Raw genomic sequence first — 18,822 nt, forward strand, 5'->3', positions numbered from 1 at the left:
GCGTGACGTTTGCGGTCACCCGCCCTTCGACAGGCTCAGGGTGAACGGTTGGAGGTGTATGGCCTACCCCGCCAGAATCGTCCGTATGCGATCCGCGATGATGTCCATCGCAAAGGGCTTGGTCATCAGCGCCATGTTGGGGCCGAGCGGGCCGTTGCCGATCACGGCATTTTCCGCATAGCCGGTGATGAACAGCACCTTGAGGTGCGGCAGAATCTCGATCGCGGCGTCGGCGACCTGGCGGCCGTTCATCTGGCCGGGCAGGCCGACGTCGGTGATGAGCAGGTCGACATGCGCGCCGGTGCCGAGCAGGCGCAGCGCGGAGGGGCCGTCGCCCGCCTCCAGCACGACATGGCCCATCTCTTCGAGGATCTCGACCACCAGCATGCGGATCGTCGGTTCGTCGTCGACGACCATGACGCTGTGTCGCCCCTCGACCGGCGCGGCGGCGGTATCGAGCGCGACCGCGCCGTCATCGTCGCTCGCATCGCCATAATGGCGGGGCAGATAGATGCACATCGTCGTGCCCTGCCCAACCTCCGAATAGATGCGCACCTGCCCGCCCGACTGGCGCGCGAAGCCGTAGATCATCGAGAGGCCAAGGCCGGTGCCCTCGCCCATCGGTTTGGTGGTGTAGAAGGGGTCAAAGGCGCGTGCCTGCACCTCGGGCGTCATGCCGGTGCCGGTGTCGGTGACGCACACGGACAGATATTGCCCGGGTTCGAGATCGCGTTCGCGCGCGGAGCGCTGGTCGAGCCAGCGATTGGCGGTTTCGATCGTGATCCGGCCGCCCTCCGGCATCGCGTCGCGTGCGTTGATGCAGAGGTTCAGGATCGCGTTTTCGAGCTGGTTGGGATCGACCATCGCGGGCCATATGCCCGCCGCGCCGACCACCTCCAGCGTGACGCCGGGGCCGACGGTGCGCTGGATGAGATCGCTGAGATCGGCGATCAGCCGGTTGACGTCGGTCGGCTTGGGATCGAGCGTCTGACGGCGCGAAAAGGCGAGCAGCCGATGGGTCAGCGCCGCCGCACGCCGCGTCGCGCCGAGCGCGGCGGTGGCGTAGCGATCGAGGTCGCCGATGCGCCCCTGCGCGACGCGGACCTGCATCATCTCGATCGCGCCCGAAATGCCGGTAAGCATGTTATTGAAATCATGCGCCAGGCCGCCGGTGAGCTGGCCGACCGCCTCCATCTTCTGCGCCTGCCGCAGGTGCGCTTCGGCGACCATCAGTGCGTGGGTACGCTCTTCGACCTGCTGTTCGAGGCTGGCGGTGAGCGCGCCCAGTTCCTGCTCGACGCGGCGGCGTTCGGTCGCGTCGCGGGTGCGTTCGGCAACGTCGCGGATGAAGGCGATCTCGTCGGGCAGCCAAGGCCGGGGCACGGCGTTGTTGAGGTAGAGCAGCGCGACGAAATCGCCCCGTTCGGTGATCGGCATGTTGACGAAGGACACAGCGGCCAGGCCCTTCAGCCCCTCGGCCGTGTCGCGCGTCCGTGGGTCGTCGTAGACGTTGCCGATCGCGACCGTCTCGCCGCGCTTCAGGTCCTCGATATACGAACCATAATCGCGAAAATGCAGCAGACCGGGCAACGGCTGGATGTCGGGCGCGCACCAGGGGCGCGTCGCGACGATCGTTTCGGCCTCCGCATCGATCGTGCCATAGCCGCAGCGGCTGACATCGAACAGGCGACCGAGGATCTCGACCGCGGCAAAGGCGAGGTCGTCGGGATCGCCCGCCGTGCGCAGCCGGTCGTTGAGCTCGACCAGCGCCTGCAGGCGGAGTTCGGCGCTCTTGCGCGCGTCGATGTCGAAGCTGATGCCGGGAAAGCGGATCGCGCGGCCCACATCGTCGAGCTGCGCCTGTCCGCGCGCGGCGACCCAGCGGGCGCGGCCATCGGGCTGGGTGAGGCGATAATCGCTTTCGAAGGGCGCGCCGCTTGCCAGCGCCTCGGCGATCTCGGCCTGGACGCGGGGCAGATCGTCCGGGTGGATGCCGCCGAAGAAGCGTTCGATCGCCGTGCCGCGGGCCGCGTCGTCGGGATCGACGCCGTACAGGCGGGCGAAGGCGGGGTCGGCGGTGATCCGGTCGGCCACCACGTCCCAGTCCCAGCTGCCGACGCTGGTCGCTCCGGCGATCTGCGGGTCGTTGTGGGGCATAAGCGGCCTGTAACTCATCGGAACGGAAAGAGTGTTGGTTAGGAACGCTGCCCCAACGCGTGATGGCGGCAGGCGATCCGACCGTCAGCGCTGCGTCGCCTCGATCGCCTCGCGCGACCAGCCGCCCCCCATCGCCTGGTACAGCTGCGCATAGGCGGTCAGGCGATCGGCGCGCGCCTGCACCAGTGCCAGTTCGGCGGTGAGCAGGCCGCGCTGCGCATCCAGCTGTTCGATGTACGACGTATAGCCGGCGCGATAGCGGTTGGTGGCGTTGCGCAGCGCGGCGGCGAGCGCATCCACCTGCAAGCCGAGCGCGGTCGCCTGTTCGCCCGAGCGCTGGACGCCGGCGAGGGCGTTGTCGACCTCCTGGAACGCGACGAGCGCGGTGCGGCGATAGGCGAAGGCGGCCTGGTCGCGGCGCGCGGTCGCGGCATCGCTCTGCGCGCGCAGGCGGCCGCCGTCGAAGATCGGCGACAGGATGCTGGCGCCGATCGAGAAGACGCCGATCGGATCGGCGAGCTTGGTCGACAGGACGACGCCCGCGCTGCCGGTGAGCGCGATATTGGGCAGCATCGCCGCGCGTGCGCTGTCGAGGCTGCGGTCGGCAGCAACCAATGTCTGTTCGGCCTGGAACAGGTCCGGGCGGCGGCGCAGCAGGTCGGCGGGCAGGCCGTCGGGGATCGGCGGCGGCGTCAGCCGGTCAAGCGGGGCGCCGCGCGGGATCGCGCCGGGGTTCTCGCCGAGCAGCAGCGACAGCGCGTTCTCCTGTCGGCTGATCGCGAGCTGCGCGGCGGGGACGAGTTGCTGCGTGGCGCGATATTCCGCCTCCGCCTGATGCAGTTCGAGGTTGGAGGTATAGCCGGTTTCCGCGCGGCGGCGCGCGATGCGCAGCGCTTCGGTGCGCGCGGCGAGCGTCTGTTGCGCCACCGCGAGCCGCTGGTCGAGCGCGCGCAGGGCGATGTAGTTGCTGGCGACGCCGCTGGCGATGGCGAGGCGGACGGTGTCGCGTGCGCCTTCGCTGGCCAGCAATTGCGCCTGGGCGGCGCGGCTTGCCTGACGGAGGCGGCCGAACAGGTCGAGATCGTAGCTGGCGGTGATCAGCGGCTGTGCGCCGAGGGCGTCGCTGGGCGTGCCGAACGGGCTGACCGTCTGGCCGGTGGTCGACGGCAGGCTGCCGCCGAGTGTCGGTGTGCGCTGCGCGGCGGCGAGGCGCGCGGCGGCCCGCGCTTCGTCGATGCGCGACGCGGCGAGCGCGAGGTCGACGTTATTGGCCAGCGCGCGCGCGACGAGATCGGTGAGGACGGGGTCGCCGAACGCGTTCCACCAGTCGGCCTGAATGGGTTGCCCCTGGCCGAGCGTGGTCCGCCATGCGGGGGGCGGGGCGACGGTGGCCGCGACGGGGGCGGGCGGGCGCGGACCGATGCACGCGGCGAGCGCGGTGGTCGCGGCGAGGGTGGCGAGGGTCCGCGCGAAGACGCGAAGACGCGAAGGTGAGAGACTCGGGTCCTTTGCCCCACCCCCTCCGTCACCCCGGACTTGTTCCGGGGTCCACTCTGCGGCGAGGGGGGTGGTTCGAGCCTCTTGCCGTCCCCGCGCGGCCCGGTGGACCCCGGAACGAGTCCGGGGTGACGGAGGGGGTGAGGCAGCAGGAGTGGCCATTTCGGATATATTTTCTTGCCGCGCGTGTTGGGCTGCGCCAACCTCGCCCCCATGCGGGAACGGCAGCCGTGCGTTTACATCCTCGCCAGCGGGTATAACGGCACGCTGTATGTCGGCGTCACGTCGAACCTCATCGGCCGGCTGATCCAGCACCGCGACGGCACGTTCGAAGGCTTCACCGCGCGCTACGGTGTCCTGCATCTCGTCTGGTTCGAACCCACCGACACGATGGCCGACGCCATTGCCAGCGAGAAGCGGATCAAGGCGTGGCGGCGTGACTGGAAGCGGAATCTGATCGAGCGGGCCAATCCTGGCTGGCTGGATCTCGCGGTTGGCCTTGGGCTGCCAGCGCTCGGCTGATCGCAGGCCATCCCCCCGGGGCGGGGTGGACCCCGGACCAAGTCCGGGGTGACGGGGTGTTTTGGGCCAGCGCATCACTTCACCGTCGGGCCGGTGGTGGTGTCGACGCTCGCCTGTACCGACATGCCGGGGCGGAGGCGCTGGATCAGTTGCTGGCCGGGATCGATGCGGATGCGGACGGCGATGCGTTGCGGCACCTTGGTGAAATTGCCGGTCGCATTGTCGGCCTTCAGCACCGCGAATTCGGATCCGGCGGCGGGCGAGATGCGCTCGACGCGACCGGTAAGCTTCGCGCCGCCGAGGCCGTCGACGGTGAAGGTCGCGGGCTGGCCCACCGCCATGCGCGCGGTCTGCGCTTCCTTGAAATTGGCGATGACCCAGGTTTCGGGCGGCACCAGGAACATCAGCTGCGATCCGGCGGTGACATACTGGCCGACGCGGACGCCGACTTCGGACAGGCGGCCCGCCTCGGGCGCGCGGATGACGGTGTTGGCGAGGTCGATCTGGGCAAGACGACGCGCGGCTTCCGCCCCCGACACACCGGCACGCTGGCCGCCGCGGCCGACCTGGACGGTGCGGATATCCTGCTGCGCGATCTCGCGCGCGGCGCGCGCCTGTTGCACCGCGGCCTGCGCCTGGCGCAGCGCGGCGAGCGTCTGGTCGCGTTCGCGCTGCGAGACGGAGCCGTCGGTCACGAGGTCGTTGACGCGGTTCATGTCCGCCTGCGCGCGCATCAGCTGCGCCTCGGCATTGGCGACGGCGGCGGTTTGCGCGGCGAGGCTGGCGGTGCGACTGCGCTCGGTCTGCTGCGCGTTGGCGAGCGTGGCGTTCTGCGCATCGACCTGCGCGGTCGCCTGATCGACGCGCTGGCGGTAGATGCGATCGTCGATCTGGACGAGCGGCTGGCCCGCCGTCACGTCGGCGAAGTCGCGGACATAGACCTTGGTGACATAGCCCGACACTTGCGGCGCGATCACCGTCGTGCGCCCGCGCACATAGGCGTTGTCGGTCGACTGGTTGCTGGTGGCGAAGGGTGGCAGGCGCCACGCCGCGAGCACCGCGAGCACGCCGCCGATCGCCAGGATCGCGATGACGATCATCGCGGTGCGGCTGGGCGGCTGGGGGCGCCAGCCGGAACCGGAGGGCGCGCTGGGCGGCGTGACCGCCGCGGCCTGCGCCTCTTCGGTCGCGGGGGTGGAATCCACAGGGTTGCGGATGTCGGTCATCAGGCGGCCTCGACAAGTGCGGCGCGGCGGGCTCGGTACGCGCGGCGGATCAATAGGAAAGCAAGGTAACAGAAGGTGAGCGCGGCGAGCACCGCGATCAGGCGGAAGACGTCGTCATAGGCGAGCACGTTGGCCTCGCGCGTGGTGGTCTGCGACAGGATCGCGCCGCCTTCCGCACTGCGTAGCGCGGGGTCGCCGACGACGCGCGACACCGCCGCTCCGCCGGCCTGAAGACGCTGCGCGACGATCGGGTCGGTGGGGTCGATGCCCTGGACCAGCGCGGCGCTGTTCGCCTTTTCGCGGATCACCTGATAGCTGCCCAGCAGCGCGGTGCCAGCGAGGCCGCCGATCGAGTTAATCATGCCGAACAGCGCGACGAAGCTGATGATATGGCCCGATCCGGCCTGCAGCGCGCGCGTCATGCCGAACAAGAGCGCCGGCCCCAGGAAATAGGTCGCGCCGAACGCGATCATCGCTTGCGTGACGTACAATTGCGGCGCGCGGGTGAGGCTGGTCGCATGGCTGTCGACGAACGCGGCGATGGCGACCAGCCCGATTGCGAGCATGATCGGATGCGTCAGGCGCGTCACGTCGAGCGTCACCGCGCTCAGCACCACGCCGGCCGCCGAGGCGAGGAAGATGATCGTGAAGAAGGGGATCAGCTGATCGTTGTTCTGGCCGAGCAACGTCAGCAGACCGACTGCGGCATAGGTCTGTTCGGAGAGCACGATGCGCGCCATGATCGTGACGATCGTGAAGCGAACGATGTCGGCGCTGCCCAGCCAGCGCGTGTTGAGCAGCGGATTGACGCGGTGATGTTCGATGACCAGCGCCGCGCCCAGCATCGGGATGGCGGCGATCAGCGCCCAGCCGATCCACGCGGCATTGGTCCACCAGACGATGCGGCCTTCGCCCAACACCGCCGCGAACAGCGCCATCGCGCCCGCGAACAGGACGAAGGTGAGGAAGTCGAGCGGCTCGAACGCCTTGGATCGCGTCGTAGGTGGCAGGCGGAGGAAGGCGACCGCGGCGAGGCTCAGCAGCGCGAGGCCGAGTTCGAACAGATAGAGCGTGCGCCATTGCGACATGGCGAGCAGATCGGGTGAGAACAGCCGCGCGAGCGGTGTCGCGCATTGCGGTATGCCGATGCCGACGACGACCGCCTTCAGCCGCCAGCGCAGCGGCAGCGCCTGCATCATGTAATAGAGGCACAGGCTGGAGACGGCGGCGCCCGCCATGCCGCTCGCCGCGCGGACCAGGATCGCGGTGTCGAATTCGCGGACGAACAGATGGCCGAGCGTGAAGACGACGTACAGGCTGAGGAAGATCATCGCGAACGGCCTGAGGCCGAATTGCGCGCGGAACTTGATCAGCAGCAGGTTGATGCTGACGTTGGTCATCACATAGACCGTCGGCAGCCAGGCGATCTCGGCGGGATCGAGACCCAGCGCGCCTTGCAGCGTATAGGTGTTCGCCGAGATCAGCGCATTGCCGAACCCGCCCGTCAGGCCGAGCAGCACCGCGATGACGCCATAGGCGATGCGATGACGCAGCTGATGTTCCACCGACCCCGGCGAACCGGGAATCGCCGGAATCTCATGGGGCAGGAAGTCCCAATGTTCCTCTGACAGGAAGCGGCGGAGACGGGCGAACATCGCCTGCCTATAAACCGGGAAACGGCGGCAGGTCAGCCACTTCGCTCACTGGTCGAGGATGCGGCGGTAGAGCTGGATATAGCGGTCCGCCATGCGCTCGACCGAGAAGCGCTCCGCCACCGCGCGGCGGCAGGCGGCGCGGTTGATCTCGGGCAGGCGCGCGACGGCGGCGATCGCTTCATCGACGCTGTCCACCAGGAAGCCGGTGACGCCGTCCTCGATCAGTTCGGGCATCGACCCGCGGTTGATCGCGATGACGGGCGTGCCGCACGCCATCGCCTCGACCACCGACAGGCCGAAGGGTTCGTCGAAGTTGATGAGGTGGAGCAGCGCTGCGGCATGGCCCAGCGCGCGGGTGCGCTCCGTGCCGCCGACCGCGCCGGGGTGGGTGATGGTGCCCCCGAGGTGCGGCACGACGGCGCGCTCGTAATAGCCCTGGTCCTGCACGATGCCGTACATGGCGAGCGCACGACCCGTCGCCTGCGCCACGGCGATGGCTTCGGCCGCGCCTTTGTCCGGATGCATGCGGCCGAAGAACAGCAGGTCGTCGCTGCCGGTTGGATCGAAGGGAAAGTCGTCGAGGACGATGCCGTGGTGTATCGTCTCGGCGTATGTGAGGTGCGGCGACCGGTCGGCATCGCTGATCGCGACATAATGCACCCGATCCTCATACGGCTTGTACATCGGCAGGATGCGGTCGGACGAAAACCCGTGGATCGTCGTGACCATCGGCGTCGTCACGAGGTTGGTAAAGGCATGGGCGGGAAAATCGGCCTGGTTGTGGATCAGGTCGAATGCGCCGGCACGCTCGAACAGATGTGCGAGGTGGCGGTATTCCCACACCTTCGCGTCGATCGACGGATCTTCGGAATAGGGCGCGGGGACGACGCCGGCGAGGGTGCCGGCGGTCAGGCTGTCCTGCGTCGCGAACAGCGTGACGTCGATGCCGCGTGCGACCAGCGCCTCGGTGAGCAGGCTCGTGACCAATTCCCACGGGCCATAGTGGCGGGGCGGCGTGCGCCAGGAGATCGGGGCGAGCATCGCGATTTTCATGGGTAGCGGTCGCCTGAGCCGGAGGAATGCATGGGGGTACGGGGGCGTAACGATAAGGCCCGGTGGTGATACTCCGGCGTGGCGGAGTTGTTCCGGGGACTTGCTTCTCCCGTCACCCCGGACTCGTTCCGGGGTCCACTCTGCGGCGAGGGGGATGGTTAGAGCCTCTTGCCGTCCCCCTGCGGCCCGGTGGACCCCGGACCAAGTCCGGGGTGACGGGGTGATTGCGGTTAGCGCAGGAGTATCATCAGCCCCTCGTCGCCGCGCAGCACGCCAGCCTCTCCGCTCTCCGGCAGCGTGCGTAGCACCACCTCCCCCGCCGGCAGCGCGAACGGCTGGTCCTCTCCACTCAGGTTCAGCGCCACGACGATCCGCTCGTCCCCCCGCCAGCGTTCGTAGGCGAGGACCGAACCGGTTGTCTCAAGCAACCGGAAGTCGCCTTCTGCCAACGCGTCATGCTTGCGGCGGAGCGACAGCAGGTCGCGGTACAGCGCGAGCATCGACCCGGCGTCCGCGGCTTGCGCAGCGACGTTGCGCGTCGGCCAGTCGGGGCCGAGCGGCAGCCACGGTTCCGCACTCGAAAACCCCGCGTGCTCGCTGGCATTCCACGGCATCGGCGTGCGCACCGGATCGCGACCCAGCCCCCAGCCCGGTTCGCGCAATTCGCGCGGATCCTGCACCCGATCGGGCGGAATAGCGACATCGGTCAGGCCGAGTTCGTCGCCATAATAGATCGTCGGCGTACCGCGCAGCGTCAGCAACAGCATCGCGGCGACACGCGCCTGGGGCCCGCCGACGCGTGTCGCGATCCGGGGGCGGTCATGGTTGCCGAGCACCCAGTTCGGCCAGCCGCCGGGTGGCAGCGCCGCTTCATAGTCGGCGATCATGGTGGCGAGGCTGCGCGCGTCCCACGGCGCCTCAATCAGCTGGAAGTTGAAGGGTAGGTGCACTTCGGGCGTATCGATGCCGTAATAGTGCATCAGCTTTTCGATCGGCAGGTAGATTTCGCCGATCAGCACGCGATCGCCCGGATAGCCGTCGGCGATGCGGCGCATTTCGGCGGCGATGTCATGGACTTCGGGCTGGTCGGTGGAGTTCGACTGGAGCACGGCGTGCATCTCGCCCATCTCCGGACGGTAGGCGGGGTTGGCCGGATTGTCGGGGAAGTCGGCATGCTTCACCATGTGCCACAGCACGTCGATGCGGAAGCCGTCGACGCCGCGATCGAACCAGAAACGCAGCACGTCCATCATCGCCGCCCGCACGTCGGGGTTGCGCCAGTTGAGGTCGGCCTGTTCCTTCAGGAAGGCGTGGTAATAATATTGGCCGGTGGCGGCGTCATATTCCCAGGCGGAGCCGCCGAAGTCGCTGATCCAGTTATTGGGCGGGCCGCCATCCGGGGCGGGGTCGCGCCAGATGTACCAGTCGCGCTTCGGATTGTCGCGCGACGACCGGCTCTCGCGGAACCAGGGATGGTCGGTCGAGCTGTGGTTGGGGACGAAATCGAGCAGTAGTTTGAGGCCGCGGGCATGCGCGGCGGCGAGCAGCGCGTCGAAATCGGCGAGCGTCCCGAAGCGCGGATCGATGTCGCAATAATCGGCGACATCATAGCCGAAGTCGTACATCGGTGAGACGAAGATCGGCGATAGCCAGATCGCATCGACACCGAGCGCGACGAGGTGGTCGAGCCGCGCTTCGATGCCTTTGAGGTCGCCGACGCCGTCGCCGTCGCTGTCCTGAAACGAGCGCGGGTAGATCTGGTAGATGCTGCCCGTCTTCCACCACGTCATCGCGCGTCCCCCTGCTTGCGCACTCGAACGGGGGAGGGGCGAGGGGGTTCCTTTTACGCTTTTTGGTTCACGCGAAGACGCGAAGAGCTTGCGCGCGGGGCAGCACATCGCTCCTGCCCAGGCGTGAGATAGGGCGCTGGCGCGCGGCTTACATTGGCCTCTTGGCGCCTTCGCGTCTTCGCGTGAACCAAATCACACGAAACGGCTCTTCGGCAGGCGGGTCATGCGGCAGGCGAGGTCGGCTTCGCCGCTGGCGATGAGGTAATCGTCGCCATCCGCCACGAGGCCGGTCGAGAAGACGACGGGCGTTGGCAGATACATCTGGTGCGCGATATGTGCGGTGAGGGCGGGGTTCGCCTCGAGCAGAGGCACCTCGTCCTCGACGCGCAGAATGCGCGAGGGATCGTCGCGGTCGAGCAGCGCCCAGAAGCTGCGATAGATGCCGACGCTCTCGCGCGCCTCGACGCCGTGATAGATCATCATCCAGCCAGCGGGCGTCAGGATCGGCTGCGTGCCGCCGCCGATTTTCATCGCCGAGGTGGAGCCTTTTCGCGCGCGCAGGCCCGGGGCATCGAGCGGCTTCCAGTGGAGCGCATCGGGCGATGCCGCGAAATTGATCGACGGGCCGCCGACCCAGGGGCTGTCGGGCGGATAGGCGAAATAGACCTCGCCCAGTGGCCGGGTGAGCGCCATGAATCTGTCGGCGACCAGGCCTTCGAACAGGATCATGTCCTTGTTCTGGTGGTCGAGCACGATCCCCTCCAGCCGGTAATGCAGGCCGTCGCGCGAGGTGTGGAGTGTGGTGCAATGCCGTTCGGCACCGACCGAACAGGTCGTCATGTACCATGTGTCGCCGACGCGCGTGATCCGCGCATCCTCGACGCCATAGTCCTGATAGGTTGCGGCGGGTTCGATCGCAGCGTCGTAATGGATGGCGACGATGCGCTCACCGCTGGGGTCCAGTTCCACCGGGAGCAGCCAGGACAGCGACGTCAGCGCGAGGATGCGGTGGCGGCGGCCCTTCAGCTCGAACTGGCGGGGATCGGTCATGTCGACGTCGGTCAACGGCCAGGCGTCGAGCACATAGCCGGCCGGCGTCCAGCGGATCGCATGGACATGGCCGTCGCGCACGGGTTCGGCCAGCGCTTCGGCGATGCGCACCATCAGCAGCAGATTGCCGTTGGGCAGCCGCGTGAAGCCGGGGTTGAAGGCGCCGAGGACATAGGTCGGCTCGGTAATCCCGCGGCGCAGCGGCGAGCGGGAGAGGTCGACGTCGTCGGGGGTGAAGATCAGCGCGTCGTGCATGGTGGCGTTAGCGCCGGGGCGGGCGGGTGGTTCCATGGGAAACCGAGGCCGCCAACTCCATGTCCGTCACCCCGGACTTGTTCCGGGGTCCACCGGGCCGCGAGGGGGTGGCCGGAGGCTCGAACCGGCCCCCTCGCCGCGGAGTGGACCCCGGAACAAGTCCGGGGTGACCAAGAGTGTGGGGCGCATGGGCCGCGCCCCACCCATCGATCAGAACGCCGCGCTGATCGAAAACACCACCTGGCTGCCCGCGATCGTGCTGCCGTCCTTGGTCGAAGCGAAGTTCGGCTGCAGATAGGCGGCCTTCGCCTTGCTGATGTCGGTGTCGACATAATAAGCGCTGAGCGTCAGCGGCGTGCCCTTGATCGCGTAGTCGGCGCCGAGCAGCCAGTCCCAGTAATGCCCCGTCGGCGCGGCCGACGTGCCGTTGGGGCCGAGGCCCGAATTGCCGTCCGAATGGCCGATATGCGCCTTGGCGGTCAGCGGCGTCTGCGGGATGGCGGCGCTGAAATCGCCCCACAGGTACAGATTGTCGTTGCCCTTGCCGGGGTTGTTCGGAACGCCGGTCGCATAGGCCGCGGCGTTGTTGTACCACTTACCCAGCGCCTGTTGCTTGGGCGCATAGGCGACGCCCGCCAGCATCGAGACGGGGCCGGCGGTGCCCGACAGCTTCACATAGGGTTCGGCGAAGTCGGTCTTCGACGCGCCGCCCGGATACATGTACCACGTCAGGCCGACGTCGAGTGCGCCGCCGCTGATCGGCACCTTGTAGCCGCCGATCAGGTCCAGCTCCATGTTCGAGCCGCCGAACGTGCCCCAGCCGGACAGGTTCGACGCCCAGGTGCCGACGTACAGGCCGCTTTTGTGCGTGATGGTGAGGCCGCCCTGGACCGCCATTTCCTTGTCGGTCTGCGACACGCCGCGCAGGCGATAGTCGGAGACGAGCGCGACCGAGCCGGTGACGGTGACGTCCTTGGGGGGGGCGGTTTCCTGCGCGGCGGCAGGGAGGGCGACGAACGCCGCGAGCGATGCTGCGGCCAGGCTGAGATACTTCATGGAACCCCTTTCCGTGTCGTTGGGGTCCCTCCTGCGTCCAGGCCGCCGGCGCGCTCACTCGAAAGAGGGGCGCCGATCTTTCCCGGACATCACTTCGCTATCGCAGCATTTTCCGTTCGACAATGGGGAATCGCGGGATCGCCGCGATCCCCCGGTCGATCAGTGCGCGAGTGCGGCAGTCTTGCCACGCCCGCCGAGCAGTTCGACGCTGTCGCCCGCGGCCCGGCGACGCTGGAACCAGTCCTTGATCAGTTCCGAACAGGTGTGGTCGACGGTGCGAAGGCCGCTGACGTCGAGGCGGACGGGCGTCCCGGCCGGTGCGCGCTCCAGCGTGTCGGACAATTTGGGCAGCGACACGAAGGTCGCGGCGCCCGACAGGTTGATCGCATGCTGAGCGCCTTCCGCGCCCTCCGACACCTTCAGCTTCAGGCCGCGCGCGTGCGGCACCAGTTCCAGCATCGACAGGCCGATGCCGACCAGCACGCCGGTCAGCAGGTCCGCCGCCACCACGGTGACCAGCGTCGCCGCCCAGATGAACGCCGGCAGCACGCCGTAATGCGAGAACAGGTGGCGGGCATGGTGGAGGGATACGAGACGCCAGCCGGTGACGACCAGGATCGCACCGAGCGCCGCCATCGGGATCTCGCGCAGCACGAACGGCAGCAGCGCGACGAAGCCGAGGATCCACATGCCGTGGAACATGGTCGACAGGCGCGTGGTGGCACCGGCCTGCACGTTGGCGGACGAGCGGACGATAACGCCGGTCATCGGCAGCGCGCCGGCCATGCCGCACAGCAGGTTGCCGACGCCCTGCGCGCGCAGTTCCTTATTGTAGTTGGTGCGCACGCCGTCGTGCATGCGGTCGACCGCGGCGGCCGACAGCAGGGTTTCGGCGCTGGCGATGAAGGCGATGGCGAGCGCGGCAGCGATGATCGACGGGTCCGCGAAGCGGGCGAGGATGCCGGCATCGGGCAGCGCGACCGCACCCGCGATCGATTCGGGCACGTTGACGCGCGCGACGTCGAGGCCGAACGCCATGGCGACGAAGGTGCCGGTCAGCACGCCGACCAGCGCGCCGGGGACCAGCTTCAGCGAGGCGGGGCGGAACTTCTCCCAGCCGATCATCGCGGTGATGGTCAGCACGCCGATGCCGAAGGCGAGCTCTGCCGCGGCGATATTGTCGGGCGACAGGCCGAGCAGGCGGCCGGGCATCGCCGACAGGTTCTGTAGGCCGCTGGGCAGCGGCTTCGCGTCGAACAGCACGTGGAACTGGCCGACGACGATCAGCACGCCGATCCCGGCGAGCATGCCGTGGACGACCGCGGGGCTGATCGCGCGGAACCAGCCGCCGAGCTTCGCGACGCCGGCGACGAACTGGATGATGCCGGCAAGGATCAGAATCGGGCCGAGCGCGGACATGCCGTGATCGCGCACCAGCTCGAACACGACGACGGCGAGGCCCGCGGCGGGACCGCTGACCTGCAGCGGCGAACCTGCCAGCGCACCGACGACGATGCCGCCGATGATGCCGGTGATCAGGCCTTTTTCCGGAGGAACGCCGGACGCCACGGCGATGCCCATGCACAGCGGCATCGCGACGAGGAAGACGACGATCGAGGCGGTGAGATCACGGCCGACGATCGACATCTTGGGAAGGTTCAGGGCGCCCAGCATGGGGACTTACTCCGCGGCTTGGAGGAAGGGGACGTCGGAGGCCTGCCGCGGTGCGGCGGCCTGTGCGACGGGGAAGGGCTCGCCTTCGCGGATCGGCACGAAACGACCCGATTCGCCGTCGAGGCCGAGGACGACGCCCTCGTGAATGTCGACGAACCAGCCGTGCAGCGTGATATTGCCCTGCGCCACCGCGGCGGCGACCGACGGATGCGTGCGCAGGTGTTGCAGCTGCGAGACGATGTTTTCGAGGCTGAGCGCGCGGACGCGTTCGCCATCGGTCAGTTCGGGATAGCTCTGGTCGACGACCTGGCGCGCGGCGGCGCCGTGCTTCAGCCAGTTGGCGACCGTCGGCACCGCGGCGAGCGCGGCGGGATCACCCGACAGGCCCTTCATCGCGCCGCAGTCCGAATGGCCGCAGACGATGACGTCGCGCACGCCGAGAACCGACACGGCATATTCCACCGTCGCCGACACGCCGCCGGTATGCGCCGAGAAGGGGGGGACGATGTTGCCGGCGTTGCGGCAGACGAACAAATCGCCCGGCTGCGCCTGCATGATATGTTCCGGCACGATGCGCGAATCGGCGCAGGAGATCATCAGCGCCTTGGGAAACTGGCCATGATGCGCGAGCGTCGAATAGAGCGCCTGCTGGTCCTGAAAGACCTTTTTCTCGAAGCTTACGACGCGACCGATCAGTTCGTTCACGAGTGGATACTCCTGTCACGGGCGGCATGAGCCGCATTGAACAGGGTATCTACCGGGTACGTTTTGCTGCGATGCCGCAGGTTCGTGTTAAAATGTTGCCGGACAAAAAGAGGCGGAAACGGGGCGCGGAAGCGGCGTTCGGTCGGGTTGGTTTTTCGACATAGCGCCTGAGGTCTCTCACCCGTCACCCCGGACTTGTTCCGGGGTCCACTCCGCGGCGAGGGGGACGGCAAGAGGCTCTAGCCCCTCCCTCGCGGATGAGTAGACCCCGGAACAAGTCCGGGGTGACGAAGAAAGAAGAACCGGGGGAGGAATGGCGTTACGCCGGCAGCTCGATCGCCGCCCGCAGGCCCCCCTCGGCGCGATTCGACAGCGTCAGCGTGCCGCCCTCCGTCTCGACGATGCGGGCGACGATCGGCAGGCCCAGGCCGAAGCCGACGGTGTCGCGCGGTCGCGCCGAATCGAGCCGGACGAAGGGCTCCAGCACGCGGCGCAGTTGATCCTCCGGAATGCCTGCGCCGTCGTCCTCCACCGCGATGCACACGCGCCCCGGCGCGCTCGACAGGCGGATCGCGACGTTGCCGGCATAGTGGAGTGCGTTTTCGACGAGGTTGCCGAGCGCGCGTTTCAGCGCCGTCGGGCGCACCGTCACCTCGCAATGCGCCGGGCCGTCATAGACGCCGGGCAGGTCGCGATCCTCGACATCGTCGATCAACGTCGCGCACAGCACCGCGACGTCGACCAGCACCGGCGTCTCGGGATCGCTGTCGCCGCCCAGGAAGGCGAGCAGCGACGTCACCATCGCCTCCATCTCGCCGATATCGCGCTCGATCGCTTCGCGCACCGGCGCGTCGTCGACGCCCTCGGCGCGCAGCTTCAGGCGGGCGAGCGGCGTGCGCAGGTCATGGCCGACCGCGGCCAGCGCCTGCGTCCGGTCGGCGATCAGGCGCTGGATGCGCGCGGCCATGCGGTTGAACGCGGCGACGACGTGGCGCACCTCGCGCGGGCCGGTTTCGGGGATGGGGTCGTGCTCGGCATCGCCGAACGTATCGGCGGCGAAGGCGAGCTGGCGCATCGGGCGGAGCATGCGGCGGATCAGCAGCCCGCCGATCACCATCAGCGCCAGCGCCGGGATCAGCGCGAGCAGGATGCGTTCGGCGGCGAGGTTGAGGTTCTGGAGCGGCTCCAGCGTGCGGAAATACAGCCAGCTGCCATCGGACAGCTTCAGGCCGCCGGTGACGACCGAGCTGCGCCCCGGCGACGTCAGCTTCAGCCGCAGATCGGCGGTGGCGAGCGTCGGCTCCCAATCGACCACCTGGTGCCGCATGCTGTCGAGCGCGGGGGCGATGGGCGGTGGCGGCGGCAGGTCGCGCTGCCAGTGCAGGGCATAGCGTTCGGTGGTGAGGTCGTTCGCCATGTCGCCCCGGCGCGCCGGCGGCTGTTCGGCGACCAGGCGGCGGGCGATGACGAGATGTTCGGCAAGGCGCCGCGCCTCGTCGTCGCGCACCGAGAATTGGCTCGCGCGTTCGTACAGGAGCGTGCTGATCCCGAACTCGATCACCATGGTGAGGAGCAGGATCGCGACGATCTGGCCGATCAGGCCGATCGAGGGCTGGACGAAGCGTTTCATCGGGTGATGGCGGTCCGGCGCCCTGCTCCCGCCGTCACCCCGGACTTGTTCCGGGGTCCACTCTGCGGCGAGGGGGACGGCAGGAGGCTCTGGCCATTCCCGTGCGGATCAGTGGACTCCGGAACAAGTCCGGGGTGACGAAGCGTGTGGGGAAGCGTCACGCGCGCCTCAACGCCGCGTCACCTCGGTGTTCAGCATATAGCCCACGCCGCGCACGGTGATGATTGGGGCATCCTTGCCCGCGCTTGACAGCTTGCGGCGCAGGCGGCTGATCAGCACGTCGATGCTGCGGTCGGAGCTGTCGCCCAGCCGCGTGCGCGACAGTTCGATCAGGCGTTCGCGGGCGATGACGCGGCCGGCATGTTCGGCCAGGCTGACGAGCAGGTCGAATTCCGCGCCGGTCAGGTCGACGACCGCACCGGTGGGCGAGGTGAGTTCACGGCGCGGCAGCGTGACCTGCCAGCCATCGAAGGTCAGCACGCCCTCTTCGCGTTCGCCGGGATTGCGCTCCAGCGAGCCGCGGCGCAGCACCGCACGGATGCGGGCGATCAATTCGCGCGTGCCGAACGGCTTGGCGATATAATCGTCCGCGCCCAGCTCCAGCCCGACGACGCGGTCGGTTTCGCTGCCCTTGGCGCTGATGAAGATGATCGGGACTTCGCTCTTCTGGCGCAGCGTGCGGCACAGGTCGATGCCGCTGGTGCCGGGCAGCATGATGTCGAGCAGGATCAGGTCGACGGGTCCCGCCTCCAGCGCCAGCCACATTTCGGGCGCAGCGGAGGCGGGCCGCACGAGATAGCCGTTTTCCTGCAACGCGCGGGTGGTCAGGGTGCGAAGGGCGGGATCGTCCTCGACCAGGAGGATGGTGGGGGCGGTCATGATCGAAAGTTAGGCACCGGTGCCGGGGCGGTCAACCGCGCCGGACCTATGTTCAAGCTTTGGATACGACCCCGCAACGGGTCCGCAACATTGCGCGAAATCAGTCCGCCGCGACGTGCCCGCCGCCGCCCTGTGGCCGACGCGTGAACCAGACGATCACGACCATCGCCGCGCACAGCCATGCCGATACGCGGAACAGGTCTGTCGACGCGAGCAGATACGCCTGTCCCACCATCTGGCGGGTGATCGCCGCGGCGGCCTGCGTCGATGTCGCGCCCAGTTTCTGCAACTGCTCGCTGGCCATTTGATACGGCATGCCCTGCCCGATCGCCTCGGCAAGCCGGCTCTGGTGCAGCGCCTCGCGCCGGTCCCACGCGGTGGTGATGATCGACGCGGCGAACGACCCCGCCACGATGCGCGCGAAGTTGGAGATGCCGGTCGCCGACGGGATCCGCTGCGGCGGAATGCCGTCGAGCAGGATCGTCACCATCGCGAGGAAGAAGACGCTCATCGCCACCCCCTGCACCAGCAGCGGCGCCATGAAATCGAAGACGGCGGCCCCGGTCACGAGGTTGGAGCGCATCCAATAGGATGTGGCGAAGGCGAGGAACGCCACCGTCGCGAGCAACCGCGCGTCGATCTTGCCCGACAGGCGCGCGGCCAGCGGTGAGATGATCACCGCGACCACCCCGCTGGGTGCGGCGATCAGGCCCGCCCAGGTCGCCGTATAGCCGAGCTGCGTCTGCAGCCATAGCGGCAGGATCAGGGTGTTGGCGAAGAACACCGCATAGCCAAGGCAGAAGGCGAGCGTGCCGATCGCGAAGTTGCGGTTGAGGAACAGCGTCAGATCGACCGCCGGGTTGGCATCGGTCAGTTCCCAGATGATCCACGCGATGAAGCCCACCGCCGCGATGATCGCGAGCACGCAGATCGCCGGATCGTTGAACCAGTCCGCGTTCTTGCCGAGATCGAGCAAGATCTGCAGCGACCCCACCCAGACGACCAGCAGCATCAAACCGACCGTGTCGATCGGCAGCTTCCGCGTCGGCGTCTCGCGGCTTTTCAGGCCGTTCCAGCACGTCAGCGTCACGAAGATGCCGAAGGGGATGTTGATCAGGAAGATCCAGCTCCAATGATAATTGTCGCTGATATAGCCGCCCAGGATCGGGCCCATGACCGGACCGACCAACGTCGTCATCGACCAGACGCCGAGCGCCGTGGACCGCTTGTCGGACGGGAAGATCGAAATGAGCAGCGCCTGGCTGCCCGGCATCATCGGCCCCGAACACGCGCCCTGCAGGATACGGAACACGATCAGCGAGGGCAGATCCCAGGCAATGCCGCACAGGAACGACGATACGGTGAACGCCGCCACCGCCGTGCAGAAGGTCCGCACCACGCCGAACCGACCCATCAGCCAGCCGGTCAGCGGCACCGCGACGCCGTTCGCCACGGCGAAGGCGGTGATCACCCAGGTCGAATTGTCGCTCGACACGCCGAGGTTGCCAGCGATCGTCGGCAACGACACGTTTGCGATCGTACTGTCGAGCACCATCATGAACGTGCCGAGCGCCAGCGCGAAGGCGATCAGCGCGAGCTTGCCGCCGGTGAGGGGGGCGGGTTGCGATGCCATTAGACGCGTCCTGTCCGGCCCTCACCCTTCCGGCGCTGCG

The 18,822-nt window shown here is 68.1% G+C and carries 14 protein-coding genes; 1 reads left to right on the forward strand and 13 read right to left on the reverse strand.

Features of this window, described 5'->3' with window-relative positions; translation table 11 throughout:
- Positions 1–63: 63 nt before the first annotated feature.
- Both A7E77_RS08910 and A7E77_RS08915 read right to left on the reverse strand, forming a co-directional pair.
- A complete protein-coding gene (locus A7E77_RS08910; RefSeq protein WP_063687319.1) occupies positions 64–2,157 on the reverse strand; it encodes an ATP-binding protein in 2,094 nt (697 codons plus the stop codon).
- Between the two features lie 84 nt (positions 2,158–2,241).
- The gene (locus tag A7E77_RS08915; protein ID WP_226341698.1) at positions 2,242–3,816 is read right to left on the reverse strand and encodes an efflux transporter outer membrane subunit; all 1,575 of its coding nucleotides are present in this window, start codon (positions 3,814–3,816) and stop codon (positions 2,242–2,244) included.
- A gap of 51 nt (positions 3,817–3,867) precedes the next feature.
- Here A7E77_RS08915 and A7E77_RS08920 point away from each other — a divergent pair, with 51 nt between their 5' ends.
- A complete protein-coding gene (locus A7E77_RS08920; RefSeq protein ID WP_063687321.1) occupies positions 3,868–4,176 on the forward strand; it encodes a GIY-YIG nuclease family protein in 309 nt (102 codons plus the stop codon).
- Between the two features lie 74 nt (positions 4,177–4,250).
- On the opposite strand, the gene A7E77_RS08925 is transcribed toward A7E77_RS08920, so the two are convergent.
- From A7E77_RS08925 to A7E77_RS08975, 11 genes are all read right to left on the reverse strand, one after another.
- Complete coding sequence (locus A7E77_RS08925) at positions 4,251–5,402, reverse strand: HlyD family secretion protein (RefSeq protein WP_063687323.1); 1,152 nt, start codon at positions 5,400–5,402, stop codon at positions 4,251–4,253.
- Positions 5,402–7,057 carry an MFS transporter gene (locus A7E77_RS08930; protein ID WP_063687325.1) on the reverse strand — a complete coding sequence of 552 codons (1,656 nt, stop codon included), beginning with the start codon at positions 7,055–7,057 and terminating at the stop codon, positions 5,402–5,404. Before A7E77_RS08930 ends, A7E77_RS08925 begins: the two co-directional genes overlap by 1 nt.
- Before the next feature lie 45 nt (positions 7,058–7,102).
- Positions 7,103–8,110 carry a glycosyltransferase family 4 protein gene (locus A7E77_RS08935; protein WP_063687333.1) on the reverse strand — a complete coding sequence of 336 codons (1,008 nt, stop codon included), beginning with the start codon at positions 8,108–8,110 and terminating at the stop codon, positions 7,103–7,105.
- Positions 8,111–8,340: 230 nt separating this feature from the next.
- Positions 8,341–9,900, reverse strand: a complete 1,560-nt coding sequence (locus A7E77_RS08940; RefSeq protein ID WP_063687336.1) for an alpha-amylase family glycosyl hydrolase — start codon at positions 9,898–9,900, stop codon at positions 8,341–8,343.
- Between the two features lie 192 nt (positions 9,901–10,092).
- Positions 10,093–11,205 (reverse strand): glycosidase, encoded by a 1,113-nt coding sequence (locus A7E77_RS08945; protein WP_063687338.1) that lies wholly within the window; start codon positions 11,203–11,205, stop codon positions 10,093–10,095.
- Positions 11,206–11,415: 210 nt separating this feature from the next.
- Positions 11,416–12,261 (reverse strand): TorF family putative porin, encoded by an 846-nt coding sequence (locus tag A7E77_RS08950; protein ID WP_017977407.1) that lies wholly within the window; start codon positions 12,259–12,261, stop codon positions 11,416–11,418.
- A gap of 159 nt (positions 12,262–12,420) precedes the next feature.
- The gene (locus tag A7E77_RS08955; RefSeq protein WP_063687340.1) at positions 12,421–13,935 is read right to left on the reverse strand and encodes a SulP family inorganic anion transporter; all 1,515 of its coding nucleotides are present in this window, start codon (positions 13,933–13,935) and stop codon (positions 12,421–12,423) included.
- A gap of 6 nt (positions 13,936–13,941) precedes the next feature.
- Positions 13,942–14,640 (reverse strand): carbonic anhydrase, encoded by a 699-nt coding sequence (locus A7E77_RS08960; RefSeq protein ID WP_017977409.1) that lies wholly within the window; start codon positions 14,638–14,640, stop codon positions 13,942–13,944.
- A gap of 319 nt (positions 14,641–14,959) precedes the next feature.
- A complete protein-coding gene (locus tag A7E77_RS08965; protein WP_063687342.1) occupies positions 14,960–16,270 on the reverse strand; it encodes an ATP-binding protein in 1,311 nt (436 codons plus the stop codon).
- 168 nt (positions 16,271–16,438) lie between these two features.
- The gene (locus A7E77_RS08970) at positions 16,439–17,149 is read right to left on the reverse strand and encodes a response regulator (RefSeq protein ID WP_017977411.1); all 711 of its coding nucleotides are present in this window, start codon (positions 17,147–17,149) and stop codon (positions 16,439–16,441) included.
- A 100-nt stretch (positions 17,150–17,249) separates the two neighbouring features.
- Positions 17,250–18,782, reverse strand: coding sequence for a DHA2 family efflux MFS transporter permease subunit (locus A7E77_RS08975; protein ID WP_043060816.1), 1,533 nt, complete (start codon positions 18,780–18,782; stop codon positions 17,250–17,252).
- Between the last annotated feature and the right edge of the window lie 40 nt (positions 18,783–18,822).

The organism is Sphingomonas sp. NIC1 (genome assembly GCF_001638925.1).
Classification (GTDB): domain Bacteria; phylum Pseudomonadota; class Alphaproteobacteria; order Sphingomonadales; family Sphingomonadaceae; genus Sphingomonas; species Sphingomonas aquatilis.

Bases quoted from the DNA above. Each gene is read 5' to 3' on its own strand.
- A7E77_RS08910 (WP_063687319.1), bottom strand. From the start codon at position 2,157: ATGCCCCACAACGACCCGCAGATCGCCGGAGCGACCAGCGTCGGCAGC.
- A7E77_RS08915 (WP_226341698.1), bottom strand. From the start codon at position 3,816: ATGGCCACTCCTGCTGCCTCACCCCCTCCGTCACCCCGGACTCGTTCC.
- A7E77_RS08920 (WP_063687321.1), top strand. From the start codon at position 3,868: ATGCGGGAACGGCAGCCGTGCGTTTACATCCTCGCCAGCGGGTATAAC.
- A7E77_RS08925 (WP_063687323.1), bottom strand. From the start codon at position 5,402: ATGACCGACATCCGCAACCCTGTGGATTCCACCCCCGCGACCGAAGAG.
- A7E77_RS08930 (WP_063687325.1), bottom strand. From the start codon at position 7,057: ATGTTCGCCCGTCTCCGCCGCTTCCTGTCAGAGGAACATTGGGACTTC.
- A7E77_RS08935 (WP_063687333.1), bottom strand. From the start codon at position 8,110: ATGAAAATCGCGATGCTCGCCCCGATCTCCTGGCGCACGCCGCCCCGC.
- A7E77_RS08940 (WP_063687336.1), bottom strand. From the start codon at position 9,900: ATGACGTGGTGGAAGACGGGCAGCATCTACCAGATCTACCCGCGCTCG.
- A7E77_RS08945 (WP_063687338.1), bottom strand. From the start codon at position 11,205: ATGCACGACGCGCTGATCTTCACCCCCGACGACGTCGACCTCTCCCGC.
- A7E77_RS08950 (WP_017977407.1), bottom strand. From the start codon at position 12,261: ATGAAGTATCTCAGCCTGGCCGCAGCATCGCTCGCGGCGTTCGTCGCC.
- A7E77_RS08955 (WP_063687340.1), bottom strand. From the start codon at position 13,935: ATGCTGGGCGCCCTGAACCTTCCCAAGATGTCGATCGTCGGCCGTGAT.
- A7E77_RS08965 (WP_063687342.1), bottom strand. From the start codon at position 16,270: ATGAAACGCTTCGTCCAGCCCTCGATCGGCCTGATCGGCCAGATCGTC.
- A7E77_RS08970 (WP_017977411.1), bottom strand. From the start codon at position 17,149: ATGACCGCCCCCACCATCCTCCTGGTCGAGGACGATCCCGCCCTTCGC.
- A7E77_RS08975 (WP_043060816.1), bottom strand. From the start codon at position 18,782: ATGGCATCGCAACCCGCCCCCCTCACCGGCGGCAAGCTCGCGCTGATC.